At 67.9% G+C, this 20,146-nt stretch carries 25 protein-coding genes; 9 read left to right on the forward strand and 16 right to left on the reverse strand.

Annotation, left to right across the window (positions count from 1 at the left end):
• Positions 1–67 precede the first annotated feature (67 nt).
• Positions 68–1,204 carry a glycosyltransferase 87 family protein gene (locus AD72_RS17000; RefSeq protein ID WP_051898703.1) on the forward strand — a complete coding sequence of 379 codons (1,137 nt, stop codon included), beginning with the start codon at positions 68–70 and terminating at the stop codon, positions 1,202–1,204.
• Here the strand turns inward: AD72_RS17000 and AD72_RS17005 are convergent.
• From AD72_RS17005 to AD72_RS17025, 5 genes are all read right to left on the reverse strand, one after another.
• Positions 1,136–1,978, reverse strand: coding sequence for a 5-oxoprolinase subunit C family protein (locus AD72_RS17005; protein WP_031467503.1), 843 nt, complete (start codon positions 1,976–1,978; stop codon positions 1,136–1,138). The genes AD72_RS17000 and AD72_RS17005 overlap by 69 nt on opposite strands.
• Complete coding sequence (locus AD72_RS17010) at positions 1,966–2,559, reverse strand: 5-oxoprolinase subunit B family protein (RefSeq protein ID WP_031467504.1); 594 nt, start codon at positions 2,557–2,559, stop codon at positions 1,966–1,968. The genes AD72_RS17005 and AD72_RS17010 overlap by 13 nt, the downstream gene beginning before the upstream one ends.
• Complete coding sequence (locus AD72_RS17015) at positions 2,556–2,891, reverse strand: DUF427 domain-containing protein (protein WP_031467505.1); 336 nt, start codon at positions 2,889–2,891, stop codon at positions 2,556–2,558. The genes AD72_RS17010 and AD72_RS17015 overlap by 4 nt, the downstream gene beginning before the upstream one ends.
• Positions 2,891–3,511: a heme-binding beta-barrel domain-containing protein gene (locus tag AD72_RS17020; protein WP_031467506.1), complete on the reverse strand. Its 621-nt coding sequence runs from the start codon at positions 3,509–3,511 to the stop codon at positions 2,891–2,893. The genes AD72_RS17015 and AD72_RS17020 overlap by 1 nt, the downstream gene beginning before the upstream one ends.
• A 129-nt stretch (positions 3,512–3,640) precedes the next feature.
• On the reverse strand, positions 3,641–4,378 hold the full coding sequence (locus AD72_RS17025; protein WP_031467507.1) for a GntR family transcriptional regulator: 738 nt from the start codon (positions 4,376–4,378) through the stop codon (positions 3,641–3,643).
• A 176-nt stretch (positions 4,379–4,554) separates the two neighbouring features.
• On the opposite strand from AD72_RS17025, the gene AD72_RS17030 reads away from it, so the two are divergent.
• Positions 4,555–4,974 carry a hypothetical protein gene (locus tag AD72_RS17030; RefSeq protein ID WP_156365234.1) on the forward strand — a complete coding sequence of 140 codons (420 nt, stop codon included), beginning with the start codon at positions 4,555–4,557 and terminating at the stop codon, positions 4,972–4,974.
• Between the two features lie 183 nt (positions 4,975–5,157).
• On the opposite strand, the gene AD72_RS17035 is transcribed toward AD72_RS17030, so the two are convergent.
• The gene (locus AD72_RS17035; protein WP_051898704.1) at positions 5,158–6,555 is read right to left on the reverse strand and encodes an MFS transporter; all 1,398 of its coding nucleotides are present in this window, start codon (positions 6,553–6,555) and stop codon (positions 5,158–5,160) included.
• A gap of 27 nt (positions 6,556–6,582) precedes the next feature.
• Here AD72_RS17035 and AD72_RS17040 point away from each other — a divergent pair, with 27 nt between their 5' ends.
• Positions 6,583–7,023, forward strand: a complete 441-nt coding sequence (locus tag AD72_RS17040) for a MerR family transcriptional regulator (RefSeq protein WP_051898705.1) — start codon at positions 6,583–6,585, stop codon at positions 7,021–7,023.
• A gap of 36 nt (positions 7,024–7,059) precedes the next feature.
• On the opposite strand, the gene AD72_RS17045 is transcribed toward AD72_RS17040, so the two are convergent.
• The 8 genes from AD72_RS17045 to AD72_RS17080 form a co-directional block, all read right to left on the reverse strand.
• On the reverse strand, positions 7,060–7,347 hold the full coding sequence (locus tag AD72_RS17045; protein WP_020501221.1) for a DUF1416 domain-containing protein: 288 nt from the start codon (positions 7,345–7,347) through the stop codon (positions 7,060–7,062).
• The gene (locus AD72_RS17050; RefSeq protein ID WP_031467511.1) at positions 7,344–8,183 is read right to left on the reverse strand and encodes a sulfurtransferase; all 840 of its coding nucleotides are present in this window, start codon (positions 8,181–8,183) and stop codon (positions 7,344–7,346) included. Before AD72_RS17050 ends, AD72_RS17045 begins: the two co-directional genes overlap by 4 nt.
• A 43-nt stretch (positions 8,184–8,226) precedes the next feature.
• Positions 8,227–8,667 (reverse strand): DUF4395 domain-containing protein, encoded by a 441-nt coding sequence (locus AD72_RS17055; RefSeq protein ID WP_031467512.1) that lies wholly within the window; start codon positions 8,665–8,667, stop codon positions 8,227–8,229.
• Positions 8,668–8,845: 178 nt separating this feature from the next.
• Entirely contained in the window at positions 8,846–9,253 is a 408-nt protein-coding gene (locus tag AD72_RS17060) for a thioredoxin family protein (RefSeq protein WP_031467513.1), read from the reverse strand.
• 57 nt (positions 9,254–9,310) lie between these two features.
• Complete coding sequence (locus AD72_RS17065; RefSeq protein ID WP_031467514.1) at positions 9,311–9,793, reverse strand: Dps family protein; 483 nt, start codon at positions 9,791–9,793, stop codon at positions 9,311–9,313.
• A 40-nt stretch (positions 9,794–9,833) separates the two neighbouring features.
• Positions 9,834–10,466 carry a maleylpyruvate isomerase family mycothiol-dependent enzyme gene (locus AD72_RS17070; RefSeq protein ID WP_051898706.1) on the reverse strand — a complete coding sequence of 211 codons (633 nt, stop codon included), beginning with the start codon at positions 10,464–10,466 and terminating at the stop codon, positions 9,834–9,836.
• A gap of 371 nt (positions 10,467–10,837) precedes the next feature.
• Positions 10,838–11,338, reverse strand: coding sequence for a hypothetical protein (locus AD72_RS17075; RefSeq protein ID WP_031467516.1), 501 nt, complete (start codon positions 11,336–11,338; stop codon positions 10,838–10,840).
• Between the two features lie 39 nt (positions 11,339–11,377).
• Positions 11,378–12,232, reverse strand: a complete 855-nt coding sequence (locus AD72_RS17080; RefSeq protein WP_031467517.1) for an LmeA family phospholipid-binding protein — start codon at positions 12,230–12,232, stop codon at positions 11,378–11,380.
• Between the two features lie 153 nt (positions 12,233–12,385).
• Here AD72_RS17080 and AD72_RS17085 point away from each other — a divergent pair, with 153 nt between their 5' ends.
• The 6 genes from AD72_RS17085 to pstB all read left to right on the forward strand — a co-directional run bounded on the left by AD72_RS17085 (position 12,386) and on the right by pstB (position 18,093).
• Entirely contained in the window at positions 12,386–13,162 is a 777-nt protein-coding gene (locus AD72_RS17085; protein WP_037346157.1) for a winged helix-turn-helix transcriptional regulator, read from the forward strand.
• Between the two features lie 10 nt (positions 13,163–13,172).
• On the forward strand, positions 13,173–14,096 hold the full coding sequence (gene mshD, locus AD72_RS17090; protein WP_037346160.1) for a mycothiol synthase: 924 nt from the start codon (positions 13,173–13,175) through the stop codon (positions 14,094–14,096).
• Positions 14,097–14,263: 167 nt separating this feature from the next.
• A complete protein-coding gene (gene pstS, locus AD72_RS17095; RefSeq protein ID WP_031467520.1) occupies positions 14,264–15,379 on the forward strand; it encodes a phosphate ABC transporter substrate-binding protein PstS in 1,116 nt (371 codons plus the stop codon).
• A 68-nt stretch (positions 15,380–15,447) separates the two neighbouring features.
• Positions 15,448–16,404, forward strand: coding sequence for a phosphate ABC transporter permease subunit PstC (pstC, locus tag AD72_RS17100; protein ID WP_031467521.1), 957 nt, complete (start codon positions 15,448–15,450; stop codon positions 16,402–16,404).
• Positions 16,401–17,306: a phosphate ABC transporter permease PstA gene (gene pstA / locus AD72_RS17105; RefSeq protein WP_031467522.1), complete on the forward strand. Its 906-nt coding sequence runs from the start codon at positions 16,401–16,403 to the stop codon at positions 17,304–17,306. The genes pstC and pstA overlap by 4 nt, the downstream gene beginning before the upstream one ends.
• A 10-nt stretch (positions 17,307–17,316) precedes the next feature.
• The gene (gene pstB, locus AD72_RS17110) at positions 17,317–18,093 is read left to right on the forward strand and encodes a phosphate ABC transporter ATP-binding protein PstB (RefSeq protein WP_031467523.1); all 777 of its coding nucleotides are present in this window, start codon (positions 17,317–17,319) and stop codon (positions 18,091–18,093) included.
• 6 nt (positions 18,094–18,099) lie between these two features.
• On the opposite strand, the gene AD72_RS17115 is transcribed toward pstB, so the two are convergent.
• Both AD72_RS17115 and AD72_RS17120 read right to left on the reverse strand, forming a co-directional pair.
• Complete coding sequence (locus AD72_RS17115) at positions 18,100–18,822, reverse strand: ESX secretion-associated protein EspG (RefSeq protein ID WP_255357162.1); 723 nt, start codon at positions 18,820–18,822, stop codon at positions 18,100–18,102.
• Position 18,823: 1 nt separating this feature from the next.
• A complete protein-coding gene (locus AD72_RS17120; RefSeq protein ID WP_051898707.1) occupies positions 18,824–20,146 on the reverse strand; it encodes a hypothetical protein in 1,323 nt (440 codons plus the stop codon).

Here is a 20,146-nt window from a genome sequence, read left to right on the forward strand (position 1 = left end):
TGATCTTGGGTGCGGGTGTCCCGCAGGGCATCTGCCACGCTGGCTCCCGCTCGCGACGGAGGCCATCATGAAACGGACTCTGAGTCCCAGGACGCTGCTGCTCGCCGCGCTGCTGGCGAGCGCGGTGTTCGCCGGGGTCTACGCAGCGGTCACCGGACTCGAACCGCACCGGATCTGGGCGCTCGCCGCGGTGTTCGGGTACGCGGGCGCGCTGCTCGCGGCCCCGCTGCCGAGGCGGGCCCCGGCCGCCGTGCTGCTGGCGCTCGGCACGCTGCTCGTCCCGCTCGGTATCGAGCTGGCGATCGGGGCGGCCAATCCGGAGATCGCGATCCTCCGGGAGGCCGCGGCCCGCTGGCTCGAAACCGGGACCCCGTTTCCGCGGCTGAGCGGGAGCGGGGACCCGAATTCCTACAATGTCTACCTGCCCGGGCTGGCCCTTTTCGGGTTGCCCTCGGCGCTGTTCGGCGCTGGCCCGGCCACCGATCCGCGGCTGTATCTGGGGCTCGCCGCGGTCCTGCTGTTCGGCCTGTTGCGCAATCGGCGGCTGGTGTTCGCGCTGCTGTGCTGCCCGTTCGTGGCACTGCAACTGGTCACCGGGGCCACCGATGTTCCGGTGCTCGGCTGCGTCTGCCTCGGCCTGGTGCTCGCCGGGCGGGACCGGTTCGCCGTGGCCGGGCTGCTCATCGGGTTCGCCGCCGCCATGAAAGCCCTCGCCTGGCCCGCGGTGATCGTGCTGCTCGTGTTCACCTGTGCGCGCGGCGGAATGCGCGCCGGACTGCGTGCCCTGGCCGGTGTCCTGCTCCCGCTGCTGGTGCTGCTGGTCCCGGTGATCATCGCCGACCCGCACGCCTTCGTGCTCAACGCGATCGAGCTACCGCTCGGTGGCCTGGATGTGCGGCTCACCGCGGGCAGTCCGCTGCCGGGGCACCTGCTCGCCAGCCTGGTGCCGGGCGGCAGCGCCATCGCGGGCGGCCTGCTCGCGCTCGCCGCGCTGCTACTCGGGGTGCTGATGCTGCGCAGGCCGCCACGGGATGTGGTGCACGCGGCGCGCTGGCTCGCGCTCGGCCTGCTGCTCGCCGTACTGCTCGCCCCGTCGAGCCGGTACGGCTACCTGGTGTACCCGGTCGGCCTGCTGCTACTGCCGTACCTTGAACTGAATCGCGGTCCCTGGGCGCGCCTGGGCGATCGCGGGGAGCGCGGCTGAGTCCACGATCCCGACGACGGGGTAACCGCCCGTCGTCGGGTGGTCGGCGAGGAACACCAGCGGCACCCCGTCGGTGGGTACCTGGATCGCCCCGGTGCGGATCGGCTCGCTCGGCAGTTCCACGCCCACCCGCTCGGGAAGCCTGCGCAGTGCGGGCCCTTCGAGCCGGGCCCCGATCCGGTCACTGGTCGCGGACAGGTGCCAGAGCCCGCTGCCGAGCTCCGGATGGAACCAGTCGGCGCGCGGGCCGGGCAGCACCGGGAGGGTGAGCGCATCCGGGAAGGGCCCGATCGGCACCCCGTCCTCGCCGTGCGGCAGATCCGCAACGGTGCCGATGTCGAGCACGTCCCCCGCCCGCAGCGGCGCGGGACCGAGCCCGGAGAGGGTGTCGGTGGCCCGGCTGCCGAGCTCCACGGGCACCTCGATGCCCCCGCGAACGGTCACATAGCAGCGCATTCCCCTGGTCACGGTGCCGAGCTCGAGTGATTCGCCCGCGCGCAGATAGATCGGTGCGCCGATATCGTGTCCGCGCACCGGAACCTCGGCTCCGGTCACCGCGACCGTGACCGGTGCGTCCGCGCGCAGCCGCAGTCCGCCGAGCAGCACCTCGATGCCCGCGGCCGCTTCCGGATTGCCCAGCAGGCGGTTGCCCAGCCGCAGCGCGGGTGCGTCGAGCGCCCCCGATGGCGGTACCCCGAGCGCCGCGTAACCGGGCCGGCCAATGTCCTGGATCAGAGCTCCGGGGCGCGCCTCGAGCACGGTCAGTCGGCGCATGGCTCGAACCTGACCAGATCGCCGGGCCGGAGCAGGGCGGGTTCGGCTGCCCTCGGGTCGAACAGCACCACATCGGTGGCGCCGAGCAGTCGCCAGCCACCGGGGGAGGAACGCGGATAGATGGCGCTGAACTCCCCGGCGATCGCGACCGATCCGGTCGGCACACTGGTGCGCGGGCTCGGCAGGCGCGGCTGGTGCAGCGCGGCGGGCAGTCCGGTCAGGTAACCGAATCCGGGGGAGAATCCGCAGAACGCGACCGTGTAATCGACGCTCGCGTGCAGCTCGGCCACCTCGGCGAGGGTGCACCCGGCGGTCTCCGCGACGAGCTCGATATCGGGTCCGGTGTAGCGCACCGGAACACGCACGAGCTTGCCCGGCTCACCGACGTGGGTCCCGGCCCCGGCGAGCACCGAACGCACCCGCTCGGGTTCGGCGCCGGTGACCAGCAGGGTGCGCGCCGCGGGAACCAGTTCGCTCGCTTCGATACCGGAATCGAGCACGGCCCGATGGGCGGCCCGCACCTGCTCGATCGAATCGAACTCGGCGAGCACGCCATCGGTGCCGTAGGGCAGTAGCTTCACCGTTCCGCGGTGACCTCGACTCGCTCGTCGGCGAAACAGATCAGGTCGGTGATGTCCGCACGCAGGGCGTTCTCCCCGGCATAGGACCAGGCCACGTCCGGGTAACCGGGGTAGCCGAAGTACTCCGCATCGCCCTTGAACGGGCAGTGCGTCGAGGTCTCCGAGCGGGTGAGCAGTTCCATGCGCACATCGGCGCGCGGAAGATAGTGACGCAGCGGGTACCCCGTCTCGGCGAGGGTGACCGCGCGTTCCGAATCGGCGACCGTCTCGCCGTCGATACGCACCTGAACCCGGTAACCGGGCCGCTCGGTGATGATCTCGTGGCCGGCCATCAGCCGACCACTCTCGTCAGCTGTGCGGAGATGTGCGGCTGCAGCTCCTGGCCGGCCATCGCGCGCTCCTCGACGTAGCCGAGGTCGCCGCCGGGCATGATCCCGTAGAGCCGGGTCGCCCCGTTGACCTCCTTGGCGCTAGAGGTGCGCATCACGATGTCGGTGCCGATCTCCCAGGAGGTCTGGTTGCGCGGCTTGCCGTAGTAGATCTCCACGATCCCGGTGTTGTGCGCGAGCAGCACCTCGATGGTGTCGTCCTCCTGCGGGCGCCACCATCCGGTCTCGCGCGCGGCCTGCCGGATCACCTTGTCGTCCTCGTCGAGCAACCAGGACCGCGATTCGTAGTGCAGGAACGGGCGCCCGTCGTGGGAGAACACGATCTGCTGGCCGTACCGGTACCGCTCGATGGTCGGGTAGTCGGCCTCGCCGGTGCCCCGCCACACCCCGATGAGCGGGAGCAGTGCCAGACACCGGTCGTGCAGGTCCGCACCCTCGCGCAGGTTCGCGGTGTCCTCCTCGACCGGGAGGTCCGCGAACCGCGGAAGGTTGCGGCCCGCCGTGTGCTCTGCGCGCGCCGCTGCTGCCTCGATGGCCTCGTTGCCGCTCGTCGGTCCCGTCATCGCCTGCCGTCTGCCAGCAGGCGGTACACGATGTAGCAGGACGCCCAGACGATGACCACGGTCATCACGGCAAGCAGTACTTCGAAGAAGATCGCCACGGGTCCAGGATATCGCTCCGGGAACAGGCTGCTACTCGGCCTGCCATTCGTAGGAGACCTCGAACCGGTTCGCGGGCATCACCAGATAGCTGACCTGGACCGGTTTCTTCGCGATCGCCACCCGCTCCACGGCGAGCACGAGCCCGACCGATCCGCCGAAGTGGCCGCGTTCGGTGTCGGTGACCATCCGCGAGCTCACCGTCTCGCGGAACTTGGTCGGCTGATGTCCGGCCTCGGTCAGCCGCGCGGTGACCCCGCCCTCACCGGCGTCGGTCTTCTCCAGCGCGGTGCGCCTGGTGACCGTGCGCGGCAGGTACATGGTGTGCAGCTGCACCGTGGACTGCTCGTCCCGGACCACCTGGACGCGCACCGTGACCTCGACGCCCTGCTCGATCCCCAGCGCCTCGGCGACCATCCGGTCCGCGGGTTCGAAGCGCACCTCGGTCGTCGTGTGCTTGAAGTCCTTGCTCGCGGTGTCGGCGAGCGCGTCGTCCCGGGTCACCGCCTTCACGCCCTTGACCTTGCCGCCGGCGAGCCGGTGCAGGCGCAGCGGACGTTGCGGGTCGGCGATGGTGCTCCCGATACCGTGCACCGAGACGATGAGCCCCTCATTGCGCAGATCCGCGAGGGCTTTGCGCAGCGTCATGCGGGACACGTTGTACTCGGCGGAGAGGTCGTTCTCCGGCGGCAGGCGGTCGCCGACGCGCAGCTCCCCGGACCTGATCCGGGCGCGCAGGTCGACGACGATGTTGCCGTACTTCGCGGCCATAGTTGCTCACTCTACTGATGCCTCCATTCAGGTGGTCTTCCCCCGTAGCCCATGGCGTGTCCGCCAACCGCCCCCATATAGTTGCTGTCGCCTATAGATCTATACCACCGATCGGTCGGTGGTTCGCAAGAGAAGTCACCTCTCCGTGGAGAGTGCGTGGCAGAACGGGACACAACGTGGTGGAACCGAAACCGGAGAACACCGGGGATCCGCAGCTCGACGAGGACGAGAGCGTGCAGCAGGCGCGCAGGGTGCACATCGACAGGGCAGAGGTCGCCGCGCGCTGGCGCAGGTACGCGCGCTCCGAGGAATGTCATGCGCGGTTGATGCGCGAGGCGCGGGAGCAGCCGTTCGATCAGTTGCGGGACACCCGCGCGCAGGTGCGCCGCGCCGCAGCCGAACTGCTCGCCGGGCAACAGGACATCGCGGAGGCGGCGCGGCAGATGATGGCGCGGGTGCAGCAGCTCTACATCCTGGAGCCGCCGTTGCTCGGCTTCGACGAGGCGATGATCGCCTACACCCAGGCGCGCACCTGGCAGGCGTGCGCGCTGGAACTGGCGCCCGACCTCAAACCCATCCAGCCCTGCTGGAATTAGGAGTTGTCGCGGATTGGTTTGCGTGGCGGCGCGGGTGGCGGAACCTCAGGCGCCACCTCGCTCCGGGATGGCCTTCTCATGGATTGGTCCCGAGAAACCAACACGGTCACCACGGCGGCGCTTTCCTCGCGAGGAGACGCCCGAGAGCCCGCCGCGGTGCCGGTTGCGTGGGTGGTGAAGCGGCTACGCCGGTTGAAACAGACCCTTGCGGTTGAGGATCAGGGTGATCGTCGCGATGAGCGCGCAGAGCACCGCGGCGAGCAGCATGCCGAGATGCATGCCGCTGATGAGCGAACCGGCTCCGGTGGCGAGGGCGCCGAGGGTGGCGATGCCGAGCGTGATGCCGAACTGCCTGCTGACGTTCACCGTGGCCGCGGCCGCACCGGCCTGCCGCTGCCCGGCGACGCTGACCGCGAGGATGTTGACCGGCCCGATGGAGAGCCCGTTGCCGATGCCGAGCAGCACGAACAACAGGCTCAGCAGCACGGTCTCCGTGTGCGCGTCCACGGTGAGCAGGCCGACCAGCGCGCCGGCATTGACCAGGTACCCGAGCACGAGCAGCCGCGCGGCCCCGAACCGCGCGGTCAGCCTGCCGACGAGCACATTGCCCGCGCCGACCGCGAGCACATAGGGCAGGAACTGCACCCCGGCGAGGATCGCGGAGAGCCCGCGGCCCTGCTGCAGGTACAGCGACAGGATGAAAAACGGGCTGTTGGCGGCGAAGCCCTGACCGAAACCGGCGATGACCGCGGAGCGGAAGACCGGTTCACCGAACAACGACACGGGGAGCATGGGATGGCTGGAACGGCGCTCGGCGAGCACGAACACCGCGCCGAACACGAGGGCGACCGCGAGCGGGACGAGCACGGAAACATCGGCCCAGCCCGAATGCCCGGCATTGATCACGGCGAAGGTCAGCGCGAACAGCCAGATCATGGCGAGCAGCTGGGTGAGCGGGTTGAGCGGACGGTTCTCCCGGATCGTCCGGACACCGCGGCGGCCGAGCACGCACAGCGCGAGCACGAAGATCCCGATCGGCACATTGATCCAGAAGTTCACCGGCCAGCCGAACCGTTCGGTGAGGATGCCGCCGAGGATGGGCCCGAGCGCGAGCGCGACGCTGGTGGAAAGAGCCATCCAGCCGATCATTTTCGCGCGTCGCACGGGATCCGGGTAGAGCTGGGCGAGCAGCGCCAGCGCCCCGGGGACGGTGATACAGCCGCCGAGGCCCTGCAGCACCCTGCCAAGCAGCAGCACTCCGACCGTTCCGGCGAGCGCGCACACCACGGATCCGAGGGTGAACAGGGCGACCCCGTAGCCGAACACCCGCAACCGGCCGAACCGGTCGGTGAGCAGCCCGCCGGTGATGGTCGCCGCGCACAGCACGAGGGTGAACGCGTCGATGACCCAGGAGGCGCCGGAGACCGTCATGTGCAGATCCGCGCGGATCGCGGGAGCGGCGAGCACGACGATGCTGGTGTCCAGCAGCACGATGAAGCTGGAGCCGAAAAGGGCGATGAGAATGGGAATCGGGGCACGGCGCAGCTGTTGCCTGTTGCCCAGCGCGGTCGTCTCGGTCATGCTCGAAGCGTGTCGCCTCAAGCTGACTTGAAGTCAAGCCTTCCGATCGGTGCGATCGCGCGACTGCTGGAGGTGCCGACCTCCACGGTGCGCTACTGGGAGGAGCGCGGGCTGGTCGCGGCGAGCTCGCGGCGCGGTGGGGTCCGCTATTACGACGCGGACGCGCAGCACCGGCTCGCCGCGGTGAAACTGTTGCAGCAGAGCGGAATGCTGACCCTGGACGATCTCGATGCCTTGCTGTCCCCGAGTTCCCCGGGTACCTGGCGGGACACCATCGACGCGCGGATCGCCGAGGTGGACGCCCAATACGAGCGGCTGCGCAAGGCGCGCGAGTATCTGGCGCACATTCGCGGGTGCACGCGGCAGGACCCGATCGCGCACTGCTCGGTGCTGCGGCAGTGGACGGACACCTTGCTGGGCAGGGAAGGCGCGGATGCGGCACAGGAAAAGCCCCCATCGGCGGAATGACCGCGCCGATGGGGGCCGGGGGAAATGCTCGGTGGCTCAGCCGACCGCGATCGGGACCTGGTGCAGCCCAGGGCCCTGCGCGGTCACCGAGGCCTCGCCGTTCCCGGTGCGGTGCAGCGCGCGCACCGTCCAGGTGCCCGGCGCGGCGTAGAACCGGAAGTCGCCGTCCGCGGAGGCCTGCACCTCGCCCGCGAATTCGCCGTCGGCATTGAGCAGCCGGACGTAGGCGCCGCCGACCGTCTTGCCGGCGAGCACGACCTGACCGTTCGTGTCGATATCGGCGGGGGTAGCCGTCTGCACGGGCGCGCCGCAGCCGTCACTCATTTTCCGTCTCCCGTCTCGATGGGTACACCGACGAGCGAGCCGTATTCCGTCCACGACCCGTCGTAGTTCTTCACATCCGCGAGCCCGAGCAGCTCGTGCAGCGCGAACCAGGTGTGCGAGGAGCGCTCACCGATGCGGCAGTAGGCGATCGTCGGCTTGGACTCGTCCAGCCCCTCGGTCTTGTACAGCTCGCGCAGTTCGTCATCGGACTTGAAGGTGCCGTCCTCGTTCGCGGCCTTGGCCCACGGAACGTTGAGCGCGCTCGGGATGTGGCCCGCACGCTGGGCGGCCTCCTGCGGAAGGTGCGCGGGGGCGAGCAGCTTTCCGCTGAACTCGTCCGGGGAACGCACATCCACGAGGTTCTTGGTGTTGATCGCCTCGACGACCTCATCGCGGAACGCGCGGATCGAGGTGTCCGGGGTGGCCGCCTTGTACTGCGTCGCCGGGCGGTTCACCTCGCCCTTGTCCAGCGCACGCCCGTCGAGCTCCCACTTCTTGCGCCCGCCGTCGAGCAGCTTGACGTTGTCGTGCCCGTACAGCTTGAAGTACCAGTACGCGTAGGCGGCGAACCAGTTGTTGTTGCCGCCGTACAGGATCACCAGGTCGTCATTGCTGATTCCCTTGGCGGACAACAGCTTTTCGAATCCGTCCTGGTCCACGAAGTCACGCCGGACCGGGTCCTGCAGTTCGGTCTTCCAGTCGATCTTGACCGCACCGGGAATGTGCCCGCCGTCGTAGGCAGTGGTGTCCTCGTCGACCTCGGCGAACACCACCCCGGTGGCCTGGAGGTTGTTCTCGGCCCATTCGGTCGAGACAAGAACGTCTTCACGGCTCATCGAAAATTCTCGCTCTCTTGCGTTGAACAGGGCCTTGCAGGCCTCAGTGGGAAGGAGATATCCGGTGCAACAACAGGTACATCCGGCAGCCGAGACAGAAACCGAACGCCGCGTTGAGCAGTGCGGCGATCAGCGCCAGCGCCGTCGCGACCAATCCGAGCCAATTCAGTCCGGTGAGGAATCCGGCGAGGCCGACCGCGGCGAACACGAACCCGACCGACTGCGCGAACCGCAGCGGCGGAGTCGGTTCCCGTTCCGTCGGCGGGGAGAGCCGGGGAGCGACCAGGGTGCGGAACACCCAGGAATAGGGGCTGTAGCGGAGACCGACGAAACCGCCGATCGCGAAGATCAGCAGCTGCGCGGCGAGCAGCCACCACCACTGGGTCAGGAGCACGACAGCGAGCACCACGGTCGTCACCCACGCGGCGAACCGCGGCCCGCGCACGTCTACGGGCTGCTCACGCGTGGCTGTCTTCTCCGACACCCCAGCCTCCTACAAGCCTGACTCGAACAGGGACGAATAGGTCGAGTCAACGACACAAGCTGGATGCCACGCGGCGGTAGTCCACCACGCGTCGCCGGGTCAGGTGCCTGTGCATGAGGACAAGGCTAGGGGAGATCGGCCGGATACGGGCAGTGTGTCCAGAAGCTGAGATGGTTGCTCATGCGAACTGCCGGGCGCACTGCTCCCGCAGGGTTTCCGGCACTGGCAGCCCGCTGAACCGGAACAACTCGGCCCCGCGCGGATCCACGGCGAGCGTGGTCGGGGTGCTCGTCACCCGCAGCGCGGTGGCGAGTTCGGGGCGATCGGTGACGTCCAGTTCCACATGCCGGACCGAGTCGTTCTCCTCGGCGAACCGCTCGAGCGTGCTGCGGGCCCTGCGGCAGTCCGCGCAGAATTCGGTGGAGATCTGGACCAGGGTCACCCCGGTCTCGTCGAGCAGTTCGCGCACCGCTTCGGGAACCGTCGCGGTGCGCGCCGCGCGGACCTTTCCCGAGCGTGCCCGCAGCAGCGCACCGGCGAGCACGGCGAGGACCACCGCGCCGAGCAGGACCCACACACCCGTCATGGGCATGGCGAACGTCCTGCCGGGCGCGGCTATTCCCCGTGCATCACCCGATGGGGTTCAGCTCGCCAGCTGGGCCTGCCACATCCAGCGGGCCTTCTCCAGTTCCCGCGCGATCTCGATGAACAGGTCCTGGGTGACCGGATCGCTTTTCTCGGTCTCCTCGATCCGGGCCCGCATCCGATCGATGACGCTGGTCAGCGCGGCCACGACGGCCTCGATGACCGCGCGGTCCTGATGCCAGTCCGCATCGATGTTCTCGACCCCGGAGCCGGTGGCCACGGTCTGCGCGCGTCCGTCGACCGGGACACCGATCGCGGCTGCGCGCTCGGCGACCTCGTCCGCGTAGTTGCGTGCGGTGTCCACCAGTTCGTCGAGCTGGAGGTGCACGGTGCGGAAGTGTTCGCCGACCACGGTCCAGTGGGCCTGCTTGCCGAACAGGCTGAGGTCGATCAGATCGAGCAGCGCGCTGCGCAGGGACGCGCCGGTGATCTCGGTCTCCGCCTGGCCGATCGGGCTGGTGATGGGTTTCGTGCTGGTCATTGGCGCACTCCTAGAGTTTTTTGGAATGATTCCAATTTATTCAACGAGTGCGGGCGCCCGGTTTGTTCCCGGCGTGTACCCGCCCGCAGAGCAGCAGCACCAGCCGCTGGGCCGGTGCGCGGTAGGGCCTTCCCTTGCCGAACCGCCAGTCTAGGTCCTGTGCACGGAGTTCGATATCGCTGAGCTCGGTGCCGAAGAACGTGTACCGGTCCGGGACGAGCGTGTCGAGCACCATGCGCAGCCGGTCGAGCGGGACCCGCCGGTCGATGCCGAGCGCGAGCGTGATGTCCAGGCCGTGGACCACGTCGTGGGTGAGAGCGCCCTCGAGCAGCCCGCCAGGGCGCCAGGGATGCCGCGCGTTCTCCCGCAGCGAGGTGACGAGCCCGGCCGGGGTCAGGCGGGCCGCGTCCCGGCGGGCCCACTCGTCCGCGGCCCGGTTCACCTCCTCCGGGCTCGACAGTGCTTCCAGTGGGTAATCGTGCTCACCGTGCCGGAAGGCCAGCGTCATATGGGCGACCACCTCGCGCACCCGCCAGCCCGTGCACAGCGAGGGTGCGTCCCACTGCTGCTCGGTGAGTCCGCTCAGCAGCTCGGCGAGCTCGAAGCGTTCGGCGGCGATGAGGTCCTGAGTTCGTGTGACGTCCTGAATAGTCGTGGCGTCCTGACTGGGCATGGCCTGCTCCCGTGCTCGGCGATCGGTTCGCCGTACCGACGAAGGAGCGCGCCCGATCAGGACTGGTCACTCGGTACGTTTCGGGTGCCCGGTCGAGGCGTACTGCACCCACACGGTGCGGTTGTCCGTATCGAGCAGATACCAGATTCGGCCCGCTCCCGTGACCTCCAACTGCCACTGGGGGAGTTGACGACCGCCGTGCAGGCCATTGGCCAGTTCGCCCTTGAGCCGGTGATGCCGTTCGCATGATCCGCCACGCTTCGGCGATATTGCTGGGCGCTTGCTGTTCCAGTGCGGCCCATCCCTTGACCGCTTCGCTTTTCGCGTAGCGGATGTCCCATTCCTGAGCGGTCGGCGGCGGGGCTACTCGGTCATTGCGCTTGGGGCTCATGTATCCGCGCAGCGGGCGGCTCGACGGCGCCGTGGTCCTCGCCGTCGGATCGCAGGATTCCGCGTAGTTCGGGATCCGCGTTGACCTCGGCGGTGTGCTGCCACTCCGCGACCAGTTGTGTGACGGGGGCGGGATTCGCGATGGAGTCGGCGGCACGCAGGGTCTGTACGAGTTCGAGGGCGAATGCGCGCACATCCTCGGTTGCCAGGAAACGCACCCAGGGGAATGCCTCCGGGATCACCTGCACGACAAGGGCCCTCGCCTGTTCGTCGTGCTGCATCATCGCGACGAACAGCCTGGTGGTCATGGAGGCCACCTGGTGTTCCTGATCCGCCCGATCTGCGGTGGTCAGCCAGAGATCCTTGGTCTCGTGTCCCCGCCTGCGAATGCGAACCGAGCGGCTCGCGGAGTTCTCCACCTGGAAAGCAACATCGACCGGCCGGTTCGACAGGTCGGAGAAATTCACCTCGGGCGCGCTCATACTTGCACAGTACTTGCAAACTCGAGCGGTGTCGACCGCTCAGCGCGCCAGATTGCCGTTGAGCACCACGTCTCGCGCCTTACCGGTCACCGAGAGGGCGCCGTCCTCGGTGACGCCCACCCTGGTCGGGGTGACCGAGAACGGCAGGGTGCCGGGGTCCACCCGGAAGGCGAACCTGCCGAGCAGCCGGTGACTGATCGAGGCGGGCAGCGAGCTGTTGATGAAGGCGTTGGTGAGCTTGAGCTTCTTCGGGGTGGCCACGATCTGCCCGCCCTGCAGGGTGATCATCCCGTAGATGGTGATCGCGGTGCGCTGCCCGGCGAGCGAGGTGCTCGCGGTGAGGGAGAACCCGGCCCTGGTGTCGCGATGGGTCGGATCGTTGTTGAAGGCGTCCGGGTTGGGGTTCGACTCGCTGACCGGGCTGGCGTTGCCGAGCACCGCGTTGATGGGCTGTTTGGCGAGCTTGATGTCGGAAAGGTGCAGCATCCGCGCGATGTCCGCGGCGCTGACCTTGACGCTGCCGTCGAGCTCCTGCACGGGGATCTTGTCGACCTTGCCGGATGTGAGCTGGCCGATGGGCACCTGGACGTGGCGCAGGTTGATGTTGAAGGCGAGGTCGCGCACGGTCGGGGTGGCCGGGACATCGTTCGCGTCCACGGTGATGTTGCCGTAGTCCCCGGCGAGTGCTTGGGTGGTGAACGGGAATCCGTGCACGGAGACCCGGGGATCGTCCTGCACGTGCAGCTGGGCGCGCAGCAGTTTGGAAACCCGGTATTCCACATAGGAGCCGAAGCCGAAATCCGCGCCGATGAGCACGGCGATGACCACGATCAGGGTGATGACGGTCCGGCGGAGTCCGCGCCTGCGTCGCCTCGGTTCCTGTTGCGTCGCCATGAACTCCCGTTTCGATTCCGTTACCGAGTGCGCACTCTGGTGTGACCTTAGTCGTCGCGGGGCTGTCCGTTGCCCATTGCTCGCGCTATTGTTTCAGGCTTAATCCGCTGTATACCAGCGGGTATCGCGCATACTTCGAGGAGCCGCCCGAATATGAGCATCGATTTACTGCTGTTGACCTCGGATCCCGAGCCGAACTCGGTGCTGCCCGCGCTCGGACTGCTCCCGCACGAGGTGAAAACCCTCGCTCCGGAGGTGTCCGCGCTGCTCGCGGCCGGTCCGCACGATGCGGTGCTCGTGGACGCGCGTGCCGATCTCGCCTCGGCCAAGAGCCTGTGCAAACTGCTCAGTGCGAGCGGGGTCGAGGCGCCGGTGATCGCGATCGTCAACGAGGGCGGACTCGTCGCCATGAACGCCGAATGGGGCGTGGACGACATCCTGCTGCCCGCCGCGGGGCCCGCCGAGGTGGACGCCCGGCTGCGGCTGGTGCGTTCCCGTGGTGCCGCCGAGGCTCCGGACGGCGGGCTGATCAAGCTCGGCGAGCTGATGATCGACGAGAACACCTATTCGGCACGGTTGCGCGGCAAGATCCTCGACCTGACCTACAAGGAGTTCGAACTGCTCAAATACCTCGCGCAGCACGCGGGCCGGGTGTTCACCAGGGCCCAACTGCTCCAGGAGGTGTGGGGCTACGACTTCTTCGGTGGCACCAGGACCGTCGACGTGCACGTGCGGCGGCTGCGCGCGAAGCTGGGCCCCGAGCACGAGCAGATGATCGGCACCGTGCGCAACGTCGGCTACAAGTTCGTGCGCCCGCCGCGTGCCGGATCCCGGCGGGAACATGCCGAGCAGGCCGAACAGGAGGCCGATCAGGCGACTAGGAACGCGTCCGAGGGCGCCCGGTTCCCGGTACTGCCGACTTTGCGGTAGATGTGGCACTGTGCCGATTAGCTGGGAAACAGAACTGACACAGGCCCGTTCCGTGCGGCTGCGCGAGCTGCTCGCCGCCATTTATGCCGCGGACGGGCGGCCGATGCTCACCGGATCGGGAATTCCCGATGAGATCAGGGCGGGCCGGAAATGCTTCGCCGAACGCGCGGACGGCACACTGCTCGGCTTCGCGTATTTCGAGGGTAGCCCGGACGCGTTCGGGCGCGCGGTCGCCGAACTGTTCGTGCATCCGGAACACCGGAACACGGGGGTCGGCGAGGAGCTGACCGGTGCCTTGCTCGACGATGCCGGGATCGCCGCGGGGGACGGGGACGGCGACCGGTTGCGGGTCTGGTCGCACGGCGATCACCCGGCCGCGGCCGCGATCGCGCGCAATCGCGGGTTCACCAGGGCGCGCGAACTGCTGCGGATGCGGCTCGATCTGAGTGCCGCGGAACTGCCCGAACCCGTGCTTCCCGATGGGGCCCGGTTGCGCACCTTCGTGCCGGGTCGCGATGAACAGGCGCTCATCGAGGTGAACCGGCGCGCCTTCGACTGGCATCCGGAGCAGGGTGAGCTCAGCGTCGCGGACCTGATGCGCGAGGAGAACGAGGACTGGTTCGACGCGGCCGGGTTCTTCCTCGCCGAGCGGGATGAGCGGCTGATCGGGTTCCACTGGACGAAGGTGCACGAGCGGGTGGTCGCCGATGATTCGGGCGAACCGGTCGGCGAGGTCTATGTGGTCGGCGTGGACCCCGGCGCGCAGGGCGGCGGGCTCGGGCGGGCGCTGACCATCGCCGGATTGCGGCATCTCCGCCAGCGGGGATTACACACAGCGATGCTCTATGTCGAATCCGACAACCCCGCCGCGGTCCGGGTCTACGAGCGGATCGGGTTCCGGGTCTGGGATGTCGACGTGCAGTATTCCCACTGAATGCGCTGGACTACGCGTTGTGACGGAGCCAGTGGGCTAGCCCACTCCGGGGCACGTATTCACCGGTTGTTCACCTTCAGCCCGGTTCGTGTCCATCGGCGATGCTTACTGTCCGTCGCATACGGTGCCGATGACCGCGGCACCCGATCCAGCAGTGGAGGAATCAGGTGAAGCTCAAGCGCCAATCGGCCGTGCTCGCGGTCGTCGCGGCGAGCGCGGTCATGCTCGCCGCCTGCGGCTCGGACAACAACTCCGGCGCGGCGGGAGCACAGGCGGCCGGGAAATCGGCGAACGTGGCCTGCGGTGGCAAGAAGACCCTCAAGGCGAGCGGTTCGACCGCGCAGGCGAACGCCATGTCCCGGTTCACTCAGGCATTCGGGGCGACCTGTTCGGACCAGGACATCAACTACAACGGCAACGGGTCCGGCGCGGGCGTCAAGGAGTTCATCGGCAAGCAGACCGACTTCGCCGGTTCGGACTCCGCGCTCTCCGCGGAGAAGGGCGAGATCGAGAAGGCCAAGCAGCGCTGCGGTGCCCCGGCGTGGAACCTGCCGATGGTGTTCGGGCCGATCGCGATCACCTACAAGCTCGACGGCGTCAACGACCTCGCGCTGGACGGCAAGACGCTGGCCGGGATCTTCTCCGGCAAGATCACCAAGTGGAACGCCCCGGAGATCGCCAAGCTCAACGCGGGCAAGAAGCTGCCGGACCAGAAGATCACCGTGATCTTCCGCAGCGACGAGTCCGGGACCACCGACAACTTCCAGAAGTACCTGAAGACGGCGGGTGGCTGGGACAAGGGCACCGGCAAGTCCTTCAACGGTGGCACCGGTGAGGGCGCCAAGGGCAATGACGGCACCTCGCAGGCGCTGAAGAACGCCAAGGGCGGCATCACCTACAACGAGTGGTCCTTCGCCCAGGCCCAGAAGCTCAACGTGGCCAAGATCGTCAACTCCGGTGGCGGGCAGCCGGTGGAGCTGAACGCGGCATCCGCGGCGAAGGCCGTCGATGCGGCGAAGTTCAAGGACGAGAACAGCAAGGACCTCGAGCTGAACCTCGACTCGATCTACGGGACCAAGACCGCGGGCGCCTACCCGCTGATGCTGGCCACCTACGAGATCGCCTGCTCCAAGTACCCGGACGCGGACACCGGTAAGGCGGTCAAGGCCTTCCTCTCGGTCGCCGCGCAGGGTGGCCAGGAAGGGCTCGACCAGAACGGTTACGTGAAGCTGCCCAAGCAGTTCTCGGACAAGCTGCTTGCCTCGATCAACGCTATCCAGTGACGATGCGCGATGAGGCCGTCTCCCGCCCTGCTGGTCAGGAGCGGGAGACGGGCAGCATGATGGGCGGCATGGGCGAGCAGGAACAAGAAGGCGGCGAGCGGCCGAAACGGGTCGGGGACCGGGTTTTCCGGTACCTGACAACGACATCCGGTCTCGTGATCGTCGTGGCCATCGTGCTGATCGGGTTCTTCCTGCTGATCAAGGCAGTGCCCTCGCTGCTGGCCGATTCGACGAACTTCCTCACCGACTGGCGGTTCGACACCACGGGCGGCAAGCTCGCCTTCGGCATCCGGGACATGCTCGTGGTCACGGTGCTGTCCTCGCTGCTCGCCCTGGTGCTCGCGATGCCGATCTCGCTCGGTATCGCGCTTTTCCTCACCCAGTACGCCCCGCGCTCGCTCGCGCGGGGTTTCGGCTATCTCGTGGACCTGCTCGCCGCGGTGCCCTCGGTGGTGTTCGGCCTGTGGGGCGTGCTGGTGCTCGGCCCCGCGATCGAACCGGTGCAGCGCGCGCTGAACGCCGGGCTCGGCTGGTTCCCGCTGTTCTCCGATGGGAACGTCTCGCTCGCCGGTGGCGGGAACATCTTCACCGCGGGCGTGGTGCTTGCGGTGATGCTGCTGCCGATCATCACCTCGGTCACCCGCGAGGTGTTCCGGCAGACCCCGGTCAACCAGATCGAGGGCGCCCTCGCGCTCGGGGCGACGAAATGGGAGATGGTGCGCACCACGGTGCTGCCGTTCGGGAAGAGCGGGTTCATCGCCGCCTCGATGCTCGGGCTCGGCCGCGCGCTCGGTGAGACGATCGCGGTGCTGATGATCCTGCACACCGCGACCTCGCCGTCCGGGTTCAGCTTCTTCGACGGCGGTTCCACCTTCGCCTCGAAGATCGCCTCGGCCGCATCGGAGTTCTCCGAACCGCTGCCGACGGGCGCGTTCATCGCGGCCGGGCTGGTGCTGTTCCTGCTGACGTTCGTGGTGAACGCGATCGCGCGCTCGATCGCCAAGCCGAAGAAGGAGAAGTCATGAGCGTGACCGAGCTGGAGCGACCCGCGCGGCCACCGGTCTTCCATCACCTCTCCACCGGCCGTAAGGCGCGCAACCACCTGGCGACGGTGCTGGTCAGCCTCGCTTTCCTGATCGCGCTCGTGCCGCTGGTGTGGCTGCTGGCCACCGTGGTGGTCAAGGGCTGGCGCGCGCTCGTCTCCCCGGACTGGTTCACGCACTCGCTCAAGGGCGTGCTCCCGGACCAGTTCGCCGGCGGGATCTACCACGCGCTGTACGGATCACTGGCCCAGGCGCTGGTGTGCGCGGTGATCGCGGTGCCGATCGGCATCCTCGCCGCCATTTATCTGGTGGAGTACGGCCGCGGCTGGCTCGCCCGGCTGACCACGTTCATGGTGGACATTCTTTCCGGGGTGCCCTCCATCGTGGCCGCGTTGTTCATCTTCGCACTGTGGATTTCCACCTTTGGCCTGGAACAGTCCGCGTTCGCGGTCTCCCTCGCGCTCGTGCTGCTGATGCTCCCGGTCGTGGTGCGGTCCACCGAGGAAATGCTCCGGCTCGTTCCCCAGGAATTGCGCGAGGCCTCCTATGCGCTCGGTATTCCGAAATGGAAGACGATCGTGCGGGTCGTACTGCCCACCGCGCTTTCCGGGATCGTCACCGGCTCGATGCTCGCGCTGGCCAGGGTGCTCGGTGAGACCGCTCCGGTGCTCGTGCTCGTCGGGTACAGCCAGTCGATCAATTTCAACATCTTCGACGGCAATATGACCTCGCTGCCGTTGTTCATCTACAACCAGTTCACCAATCCGACCGAGGCCGGGCAACTGCGGATCTGGGGTGCCGCGCTCACCCTGATCCTGCTTGTCATGCTGTTCAATCTGATCGCCACCGTGATCTCCCGGTTCTCCGCGATCAAGACGAAATAAGGGCACTGCGATGGCGAAACGACTTGATGCCAAGGACCTGAACATCTACTACGGCAAATTCCAGGCCGTCGCGGATGTGACCCTCGCCGTGCCACCGCGCAATGTCACGGCGTTCATCGGCCCGTCCGGCTGCGGCAAATCCACCGTACTGCGCACGCTGAACCGGATGCACGAGGTCACGCCGGGCGCACGCGTCGAAGGCGAGGTGCTGCTCGACGGCGAGGACATCTACGCGGGCGGCGTGGATCCGGTGGATGTGCGGCGCACCATCGGGATGGTGTTCCAGCGGCCGAACCCGTTCCCCACGATGTCCATCAAGGACAACGTAATCGCCGGGCTGCGCCTGGCCGGGGTGCGGGACAAATCGCGGCTCGACGAAGTGGCCGAGCGGGCGCTGCGCGGGGCGAACCTGTGGAACGAGGTCTCGGATCGGCTCAACAAACCGGGTGGCAGCCTCTCCGGTGGTCAGCAGCAGCGGTTGTGCATCGCGCGGGCCATCGCCGTGCAGCCCGCCGTGCTGCTCATGGACGAACCGTGCTCCGCGCTCGACCCCATCTCCACCCTCGCGATCGAGGACCTCATCGCCGAGCTGAAGAAGGAGTACACGATCGTCATCGTCACGCACAACATGCAGCAGGCGGCGCGGGTGTCCGATCAGACGGCCTTCTTCAACCTGGCCGGGGTCGGCCAGCCTGGCAAACTCATCGAGATCGATGACACCGAGAAGATCTTCTCCAACCCCGGCGAGCAGGCGACCGAGGACTACATCTCCGGTCGCTTCGGATAGAGCGGACTATCCGCGCAGGTGCTCGGCCAGCATCGCGTCCGTGCCGGGCGCGCTGCTGACCCAGCCGTCCTTGTTCACCACGAACCAGCGCCCCTCCTGCTCGAAGTCCACGACCACCACGGGGTTCCCGGCGGGCGGGTACAGGTAGATGACCCCGATCCGCGGCTTGCTCATCAGCTCGACATAGCGGTCCGCGTCCGTCGCGGTCACATTCGCCGAAACCATGATGCTGCCCTCGGAGGAGGACTGCCGTGCCGCCCTGCGTCCCTCCTCGGTGAGCTCGTCCTCGCGGAAGGTCAGCGACTTCCCGTTCCCCGGGGTATAGCGCGGAATCCGGCTCAGCAGCGCGGGAATCGCCTGTGCCGCGGGGATCGGGGCCAGGTGCAGCAGGCGGTCGTCCAGGGTGGCGAGGATCGCCTGCTCACCGTCGAGCGCCACCAGCGTGCCCTCGCCGTGCGGGTGATCCGGAGTGATGATCATCGCCGCGTAGCGCTGCCGCAACCGCGCCAGCCTGCGCAGCGTGTCCTCCAGGTCCGGGTGCACCTGGTCGCCCTTGGCCAGGCCCGCCTGGTTGAGCTCCGCGAACGCCTGCCTGGCCAGTGCCGCACCGTTGTCCATGGTGCGCAGCGGATAGTGGATCGCGATCGAGGTCGGCATCACGCCGAGACTCGCCCGCTCCCAGAGCACCTCATAAGCCGCATGGGAGAGGGAAACAGGTCCTCTGAGCACATCAGCCGCCGATTACCGGTGGCGCCGTCGGTGGCAGATCCCCGACGATCTCGTCGCCGTGTTCCTCGGTGATCAGGTACGAGGGAGTCTCGTGCTCCTCGTCCTCCTTCTTGTTGCCGCCACGGCCGCCCAACGGTGCACCGCCTCCTGCGCCGCCACGTCCGGCGCCCGCACCGGCACCACGGCCACCGGCCGCGCCCTCCTCGCCGAGCGCGCCACCGGAAGCGGCACCCGAACGCGGGCCCGCGCCGGACATACCGCCGCGGCCGAGACCGCCACCCGAGCCGCCGCGCGTCGAATCGCCGCCCATGCCCGCGCCCATACCGGCACCCATTCCGGCGCCGCCGAGCGCGCCGAGCCCGCCGAGGTCCGAACCACTGCCGGAGCGCGAATTCGAGCCGTAGCCCGGAAGACTCGAGTTCCACGAATTGCCGAGTCCCGAATCGCCACCGCTGGACGTGTCCGTCTGACCCGGCAGCGGCACACGCGGGTCACCACTGCCGATCGGCGGAACATCGGGCGGGATCGAGCCCGGACCACCGGGTCCGTTCGGGCCGCCACCCGAGCCGCCCGGGAGCGAAGGACTGTGTCCCGAAGGAACATGACCGCCGGACGGAGGTGGTGCTCCCGGAGTCGGGTTCGTCGAGTAGCCCTGGCCGCCGTTGTGCCCGCCACCCGGGCCGCCCGTGCCCGGATCCACCCCGCCGTTGTGCCCGCCGCCCGGCGTGCGATTCGGGTTGTAGATCTCCAGATTCGCGAACGTGTCCACCGGAGGCTGGCCCTGACCCGGCATCGCCCCGGCCAGCGACTGACTCTGCGAACCGTAACTCTGGAACGTCAGCTTGTTCAGCGAATTCGCCTTGTTCCACGAATCCCCGTCGTTCCAGGGATCCGAGTCCTTCCAGAACGCGAGTGTGCCGCCCGCCTTGTCCCAGAACCCAGGCGGCTTCTCCGGCATTTCCTCGAGCTGGCCGGAATAGGTCTTGAACCCCTCGCCCTGTTGGTCCGTCATGATGTTGTAGGTCGACATATCGCTTTGCCGCGAGTTCACGCGGTCGATGAACGGCTGCGCTGCTTTGTGTGCGGCGTCGCCACCGTCGCCTCGGACACCCGACGCGATCGCGTTCTGATACTTCTTCAGGAGGTCGAGAACCTCGTCGTGGCCGTCTGCTATCTCCTTGGCGGTGCGCGCGGCGTCATGCAGGGAGCCTGGTCCGTTGACGTTCTTCCGCATCTGATTGAAGATGTCGCCGCCGGTCGCGTCCTGACGAATCCCAGTATCGATATTCGTGTTGACCGGAGCCTCCGGTTTCTCACCAGCCAT

This window comes from Sciscionella sediminilitoris, assembly GCF_000737195.2.
Lineage (GTDB): Bacteria > Actinomycetota > Actinomycetes > Mycobacteriales > Pseudonocardiaceae > Sciscionella > Sciscionella sediminilitoris.

Coding starts and splice junctions, on each gene's coding strand:
- AD72_RS17000 (WP_051898703.1), top strand. CDS start 68: ATGAAACGGACTCTGAGTCCCAGGACGCTGCTGCTCGCCGCGCTGCTG.
- AD72_RS17005 (WP_031467503.1), bottom strand. CDS start 1,978: ATGCGCCGACTGACCGTGCTCGAGGCGCGCCCCGGAGCTCTGATCCAG.
- AD72_RS17015 (WP_031467505.1), bottom strand. CDS start 2,891: ATGGCCGGCCACGAGATCATCACCGAGCGGCCCGGTTACCGGGTTCAG.
- AD72_RS17020 (WP_031467506.1), bottom strand. CDS start 3,511: ATGACGGGACCGACGAGCGGCAACGAGGCCATCGAGGCAGCAGCGGCG.
- AD72_RS17025 (WP_031467507.1), bottom strand. CDS start 4,378: ATGGCCGCGAAGTACGGCAACATCGTCGTCGACCTGCGCGCCCGGATC.
- AD72_RS17035 (WP_051898704.1), bottom strand. CDS start 6,555: ATGACCGAGACGACCGCGCTGGGCAACAGGCAACAGCTGCGCCGTGCC.
- AD72_RS17045 (WP_020501221.1), bottom strand. CDS start 7,347: ATGAGTGACGGCTGCGGCGCGCCCGTGCAGACGGCTACCCCCGCCGAT.
- AD72_RS17050 (WP_031467511.1), bottom strand. CDS start 8,183: ATGAGCCGTGAAGACGTTCTTGTCTCGACCGAATGGGCCGAGAACAAC.
- AD72_RS17060 (WP_031467513.1), bottom strand. CDS start 9,253: ATGACGGGTGTGTGGGTCCTGCTCGGCGCGGTGGTCCTCGCCGTGCTC.
- AD72_RS17065 (WP_031467514.1), bottom strand. CDS start 9,793: ATGACCAGCACGAAACCCATCACCAGCCCGATCGGCCAGGCGGAGACC.
- AD72_RS17070 (WP_051898706.1), bottom strand. CDS start 10,466: ATGCCCAGTCAGGACGCCACGACTATTCAGGACGTCACACGAACTCAG.
- AD72_RS17075 (WP_031467516.1), bottom strand. CDS start 11,338: ATGAGCGCGCCCGAGGTGAATTTCTCCGACCTGTCGAACCGGCCGGTC.
- AD72_RS17080 (WP_031467517.1), bottom strand. CDS start 12,232: ATGGCGACGCAACAGGAACCGAGGCGACGCAGGCGCGGACTCCGCCGG.
- AD72_RS17085 (WP_037346157.1), top strand. CDS start 12,386: ATGAGCATCGATTTACTGCTGTTGACCTCGGATCCCGAGCCGAACTCG.
- pstC (WP_031467521.1), top strand. CDS start 15,448: ATGGGCGAGCAGGAACAAGAAGGCGGCGAGCGGCCGAAACGGGTCGGG.
- pstA (WP_031467522.1), top strand. CDS start 16,401: ATGAGCGTGACCGAGCTGGAGCGACCCGCGCGGCCACCGGTCTTCCAT.
- pstB (WP_031467523.1), top strand. CDS start 17,317: ATGGCGAAACGACTTGATGCCAAGGACCTGAACATCTACTACGGCAAA.
- AD72_RS17120 (WP_051898707.1), bottom strand. CDS start 20,146: ATGGCTGGTGAGAAACCGGAGGCTCCGGTCAACACGAATATCGATACT.